6 protein-coding genes are annotated in these 6097 nt (G+C 66.4%); 1 reads left to right on the forward strand and 5 read right to left on the reverse strand.

The window, feature by feature from the left end:
* Positions 1-4 precede the first annotated feature (4 nt).
* Positions 5-1096 (reverse strand): redox-regulated ATPase YchF, encoded by a 1092-nt coding sequence (gene ychF / locus ACO1P8_RS03405; protein WP_486294519.1) that lies wholly within the window; start codon positions 1094-1096, stop codon positions 5-7.
* A 270-nt stretch (positions 1097-1366) separates the two neighbouring features.
* Positions 1367-2566 carry an ammonium transporter gene (locus tag ACO1P8_RS03410; protein ID WP_486294520.1) on the reverse strand — a complete coding sequence of 400 codons (1200 nt, stop codon included), beginning with the start codon at positions 2564-2566 and terminating at the stop codon, positions 1367-1369.
* Positions 2567-2699: 133 nt separating this feature from the next.
* Between ACO1P8_RS03410 and ACO1P8_RS03415 the strand changes: the two genes are divergently transcribed.
* Complete coding sequence (locus ACO1P8_RS03415) at positions 2700-3938, forward strand: TIGR03862 family flavoprotein (RefSeq protein ID WP_486294521.1); 1239 nt, start codon at positions 2700-2702, stop codon at positions 3936-3938.
* A gap of 51 nt (positions 3939-3989) precedes the next feature.
* Here ACO1P8_RS03415 and ACO1P8_RS03420 read toward each other — a convergent pair whose 3' ends face one another.
* The 3 genes from ACO1P8_RS03420 to ACO1P8_RS03430 form a co-directional block, all read right to left on the reverse strand.
* Positions 3990-4757, reverse strand: a complete 768-nt coding sequence (locus tag ACO1P8_RS03420; protein ID WP_486294522.1) for a CPBP family glutamic-type intramembrane protease — start codon at positions 4755-4757, stop codon at positions 3990-3992.
* Between the two features lie 2 nt (positions 4758-4759).
* A complete protein-coding gene (gene pth, locus ACO1P8_RS03425; protein WP_486294523.1) occupies positions 4760-5356 on the reverse strand; it encodes an aminoacyl-tRNA hydrolase in 597 nt (198 codons plus the stop codon).
* A 108-nt stretch (positions 5357-5464) separates the two neighbouring features.
* Positions 5465-6082, reverse strand: a complete 618-nt coding sequence (locus ACO1P8_RS03430) for a 50S ribosomal protein L25/general stress protein Ctc (protein WP_486294524.1) — start codon at positions 6080-6082, stop codon at positions 5465-5467.
* Positions 6083-6097: the final 15 nt, after the last annotated feature.

Below are 6097 nucleotides of genomic sequence, written 5' to 3' on the forward strand. Positions count from 1 at the left end.
ATCGTCAGACGTTGAACAAAAAGTTCATCACATCCCCATCCTGCACCACGTACTCTTTCCCTTCCGCGCGCATCTTGCCCGCTTCCTTGGCTCCCTGCTCGCCCTTGCAGGCAATGAAGTCGTCATAGGAAATCGTCTGCGCGCGGATGAAACCGCGCTCGAAATCCGTGTGGATGACGCCCGCGGCCTGCGGGGCGGTGGCGCCGATGGGGATGGTCCAGGCGCGCACTTCCTTCACGCCGGCGGTGAAGTAGGTTTGCAGGCCCAGCAGCTTGAAGGCCGCGCGGATCAGGCGATTCAGGCCGGGCTCTTCCATGCCCATGTCGGCCAGGAAGGCGGTGCGGTCTTCGTCGGGCAGGTCGACGATCTCCGACTCGATGGCCGCGCAGATCGCTACGACGGGCGCGTTGCGCGACTTGGCGAACTCGGTCAGTCGATCGAGCAAGGGGTTATCGGTGAAACCGTCGTCGTTGACGTTGCCCACGTACATCGCCGGCTTGGAAGTGATGAAGCACATCGGCGCGATCAGCGCGCGCTCTTCCTGCGTCAGATCCAGGCCGCGCACGGGCTTGGCTTCGTTCAGCTGGGCGATGCATTTTTCCAGGATGGCCACCAGGCGCTGCGCATCCTTGTCGCCGGAGCGCGCCGTCTTGTTGTGGCGATGCAAGGCTTTTTCAGCGGTCTGCAGGTCCGCCAGGGCCAATTCGGTTTCGATCACCTCGATGTCCGCGATGGGATCGACCTTGCCCGCCACGTGGATCACGTTGGGGTTCTCGAAGCAGCGCACGACATTGACGATGGCGTCCGTTTCGCGGATGTGCGACAGAAACTGGTTGCCCAGCCCTTCGCCCTGGCTGGCGCCCGCGACCAGGCCGGCGATGTCGACGAATTCCACCGTGGCCGGCAGGATGCGTTCCGGCGAGACGATCTCTGCCAGCTTCTGCAAACGCGGATCCGGCACTTCCACCACGCCGACGTTCGGCTCGATGGTGCAGAAGGGATAGTTTTCCGCCGGGATGCCGGCCTTCGTCAGGGCGTTGAAGAGGGTCGATTTGCCGACGTTGGGCAGGCCGACGATGCCGCATTGCAAAGCCATGGAGAACCTATAAAAGTATCAAGCGTCCGCGCACCCGTGCAGGGCATGGCGGACGCGTCGCGGCCGGGAAGCCGTCACGGTCGTGTGGGCTGACGCACATGGCGCAAAGCCGGGAAGATCCCCAGGTTTTGCCCACGGTTGGCCAGGAAAACGGCGATTTTAACCGTTTGGCGAATCCAGCAGGGGAACCGGCTGGCGCGCCGCGCACTGTCGAACGCGGATCGGGCGATCGTACAAGCAAGGCCTGCGCGCCCCGTACCGCCCGCCCACCTACCAATTCGTCTCCCGCTCCGGCGTGGAAGAGATCCGATGGATGGACAGGTCGGCGCCATTGAACTCCGCTTCCGCGCTGACCCTCAATCCCACCGTGGCGCGGATCGCCCCATAGACGACGAACCCGCCCACCAGCGCCACGACGACGCCGAACAGCGTGCCGGCCACCTGGGCGACGAAGGACACACCGCCCATCCCGCCCATGGCCTTCAGCCCGAATATCCCCACCGCGATACCGCCCCATGCGCCGCACAGGCCGTGCAGCGGCCACACCCCCAGCACGTCGTCGATGCGCCACTTGTTCTGTACCCGGGTGAACATGTAGACGAACAGCACGCCGGCCACCGCGCCCGTGACCAACGCGCCTATCGGATGCATCAGGTCCGAACCCGCGCACACCGCCACCAGGCCGGCCAGCGGGCCGTTATAGGTGAAGCCGGGGTCGTTGCGCCCGACCATCCAGGCCGATAGGGTGCCGCCGGCCATGGCCATCAATGAGTTCAACGCGACCAGGCCGCTGATTTTGTCCAGCGTCTGCGCGCTCATGACGTTGAAGCCGAACCAGCCCACCGTCAGTACCCACGCGCCCAGCGCCAGGAAGGGGATGTTCGACGGCGGATGCGCGGCGATGCGGCCGTCCTTGTAGCGTCCGCGCCGCGCGCCCAGCAGCAGCACGGCGACCAGCGCGACCCAGCCGCCGAAGGCATGCACCACGACCGAACCCGCGAAGTCGTGGAACGGCGCGCCGACGGCGTCCGCCAGCCATTGCTGCAAACCCAGATGGCCGTTCCAGACGATGCCTTCCAGGAAGGGATAGACCAGGCCGACCAGCAGCGCCGTGGCCGCCAGCTGGGGATTGAAGCGCGAGCGCTCGGCGATGCCGCCCGAGATGATCGCGGGGATGGCGGCGGCGAAGGTCAGCAGGAAGAAAAAGCGAACCAGTTCGTGGCCGTTCTTCGCCGCCAGGGCCTCGGCGCCGGTGAAGAACTGCACGCCGTAGGCGATCTGGTAGCCGATGAAGAAATACGCGATGGTCGACACCGCGAAATCGACCAGGATCTTTACCAGCGCATTGACCTGGTTCTTCTTACGCACCGTTCCCAGTTCGAGGAAGGCAAAGCCCGCGTGCATCGCGAGCACCATGATTGCGCCGAGCAGGATGAACAGGGTGTCGGCGGGTGATTTCAACGTATCCATAGCGTATTCCGGCGCGATTGCGGGGCTTGGTGCCCTGCATCCCGCTCTGGCTGTCTCCGTAATAAAACGCGCCCCGCACGATACACGAGAACGTCTTACAGGCAGCCAAGCGGGAAGGACTACACTGCCTGCCATGCCGCACTCTTCTTCCCGTATCGCCGTGATCGGCGGCGGCCCCGCCGGGCTGGCCGCCGCCGAAGTCCTTGCCGCCGCCGGCATGGGCGTGGATCTTTTCGATGCCATGCCTTCGCTGGGGCGCAAGTTCCTGATGGCCGGCCGGGGCGGTCTGAACCTGACGCACAGCGAGCCGCTGGCGCCCTTCCTGTCGCGCTATGGCGATCGGCAAGCCGAAGTCGCGCCATTGGTGCGGGCGTTCCCGCCCGAGGCGCTGCGCGAATGGGCAGCCGGGCTGGGCATCGAGACATTCGTCGGCAGCTCGGGGCGCGTGTTCCCGCGCGAGATGAAAGCCGCGCCGCTGCTGCGGGCCTGGGTCCACCGCCTGCGCGAGCACGGCGTCGTTACCCATGCGCGCCATCGCTGGACGGGCTGGGACGAGGCGGGGCGCCTGCGTTTCGACACGCCCGGCGGCGAAACCACGCATGAAGCCCGGCCCGCCATCCTGGCATTGGGCGGAGGCAGTTGGGCCCGGCTGGGCTCCGACGGCGCATGGATGCCGCTGCTGTCCGCGCGCGGTGTCGCGGTGGAATCGCTGAAGCCCTCTAACTGCGGTTTCGAGATCGCATGGTCCGATTTCTTCCGCGATAAGTTCGCGGGCGAGCCGGTCAAGAATGTGGTGGCCAGCTGCGTCGATGTCGACGGTACGCCCCTGCGCCGCCGCGGGGAATTCGTGGTCGGCCGGCACGGTGTCGAAGGCAGCCTGATCTATGCGCTGTCGGCGGCGCTGCGCCGCCAGCTGGAACGCGAAGGCCGGGCCATCCTTACCCTGGACCTGCTGCCGGACCGGCCGGCCGAGCGCGTGCTGGCCGACGTCAGCCATCCGCGGGGCGCGCGGTCGCTATCGTCGCACCTGCAAAGCCGTGTGGGGATCGCAGGCGTGAAGGCCGCGCTGCTGCGCGAAGCGCTGTCGCGGGATGCCATGCTGGATGCCGGACAACTGGCGCGCACGATCAAGGCGCTGCCCCTGGCGCTGACCGCCACGCGCCCCATGGACAAGGCCATCAGTACGGCGGGCGGCGTGCGCTTCGATGCCCTGGACGACAATTTCATGCTGAAGCCTCTACCCGGCGTTTTCTGCGCCGGCGAGATGCTGGACTGGGAAGCGCCGACCGGCGGCTATCTGCTGACCGCCTGCATCGCCAGCGGCCGGGCAACGGCGCTTGGCGCGCTGCGCTGGCTGGCCAAGCGGGACTAGACCGCGGCGCGGGCGCGACAACCGTCGCCGCGTATCCGCCCGCTTCTCACATCAGGACACCACTTCCGGCGCCCATTTCATCAATGCCAGCACCAGCAGCACCGGCCCGGCGTTGAACATGGCATGCATCAGTATCGACGCGCCTATCCCCCGCCGCGTGCGCATCCAGCTCAGCACCAGCCCGGTCAGCCACTGCGGCAGGACCAGCAGCGGCATCAGCCACAAAGGCGTGTGGTTCAGGTAGAAATTGCCCAAATGCATGCCGGCGAAGACCAGCGCGGCCGAATGCAGTATCCATGGGAAATACCGCACATAGCGCCGCCGCCATTCCCAATTCCATTCGCGCCGCGATGCGCCGCCCTGACGGTGGGTCCATGCGACAAGGCCCAGCACCAGCACGGCAATCACCGCCGTGTAGGGATTCGGCCCGCGCAACAGCGGCAGGATCATCAGCGGCACCACCCACAAGGCCTGCGCAGGCCTGCGCAGGCTGTAGCGGAACAGCATTTCTTCGACCACCGGCGCCCAAACGATCGCGGTGAACCAGGGAATCGCGCCCATCTCCAGCTTGTGGTGCGCGCCGCCCAGGGTGGCGACGGCCACCGCCAGCGGCCCCAGGGCGAACAGGTTGATCGCCCACAGCATGGCCACCCAGGCCAGCAGGCGCCGCAAGGGGACGGGCGGCAGCCAATCCGCGCGTGGCCCGGAGCCGCGCCGGCGTGGCGGCAGGCGCCGCAGCGTGGGATGGCGCAGGAAGCGCCAGAAGTCCGCGATATCGGCGCGCAGCCGCGGGACCGTACCGCCCTGGGACGCAGGCATGATCAGGCCTCGTTCGCGCGATGCAGTTGCTGTGTCGCCCGGACGAATTCGCCGTCCAGCAACAGGGGCGTCACCGCCCGGCAGCGATCGATGACCGCCTCGATGCCGGCCATCTCGTCGCGGCGCGGCGGGTGCAGCACGAAGTCCGCCACCTGCTGCGCCAGTCCGAGCGTGCGCGGGTGGCCGATGCCGATGCGCAAGCGCCAGAACGCCGGGCTGCCCAGGGCGGCCTGGATGTCGCGCAGGCCGTTATGCCCGGCGTGGCCACCGCCCTGCTTGAGCTTGACCTGCCCTGGCGCAAGATCCAGTTCGTCGTGCAGGACCAGGATCTGCTCCGGCGTGAATTTATAGAAGCGTGCCAACGCGCCCACCGACTGTCCGGACCGGTTCATATAGGTCATGGGCTTGAGCAATACGACGTTCTCGCCCCCATGCCGGGCCTTGGCGACAAAACCGCTGAACCCCTTTTCCATCGCGAAGGTCGCGCGCAGATCGTCGGCGATATGATCGGCCAGCCAGAAGCCCGCGTTGTGGCGTGTGGTTTCGTATTCCGGACCCGGATTTCCCAGGCCGACGATCAAGCGTATGGGTGTGGACATGGCGCAAGCGTAAAAGAAAAACCCCGCGTATGGTATTGCACACGCGGGGTTCGCAGTACATCGCGGCACGGTGCGCCGGACGGGCCGCACCGTAACGGGTCGGGCCGATCAGGCCGCGGGGGTGGCTTCGTCGCCTTCCGCCGCTTCGCCTTCCGCGGCGCCGCCCTTGACCAGCGCGGAGGCCAGCACCGGGTTGGCGTCGCCGCCGTGCGTCAGGTAGGTCACGCCCTTGGGCATCTGGATATCGGACAGGTGCAGCGAAGCACCGCCCAGCAGCTTGGACAGATCCACTTCGATGAACTGGGGCAGGTCGCCCGGCAGGCAAGCCACTTCGATTTCATTCAGCACGTGGGTGATGACCGCGCTGCTCAGTTTCACGGCCGGCGACACTTCGGCGTTCATGAAGTGCAGCGGCACCTTGGTGTGCAGGATCTTGCTGGAATCCACGCGCTGGAAGTCGACGTGCAGCACTTGCTGCTTATAGGCGTGCCATTGGACGGCGCGCAGCAGCACCTGTTCAGCCTTGCTGCCCTCGACTTGCATATCGAGGATGGAGGAGTGGAACTCTTCCTTGCGCAGGGCGTGGTAGATCTCGTTGTGATCGAGCTCGATGTTCAGGGGCTGGCTGCCCGCACCGTAAACGATGGCGGGAACCCGGCCCGCGCGGCGCAGGCGGCGGCTCGCACTCGAACCCTGGACGCTACGCGCAGTGGCGTTGAATTTCATGGATAACTCCAAACA

Source organism: Bordetella sp. (genome assembly GCF_057362025.1).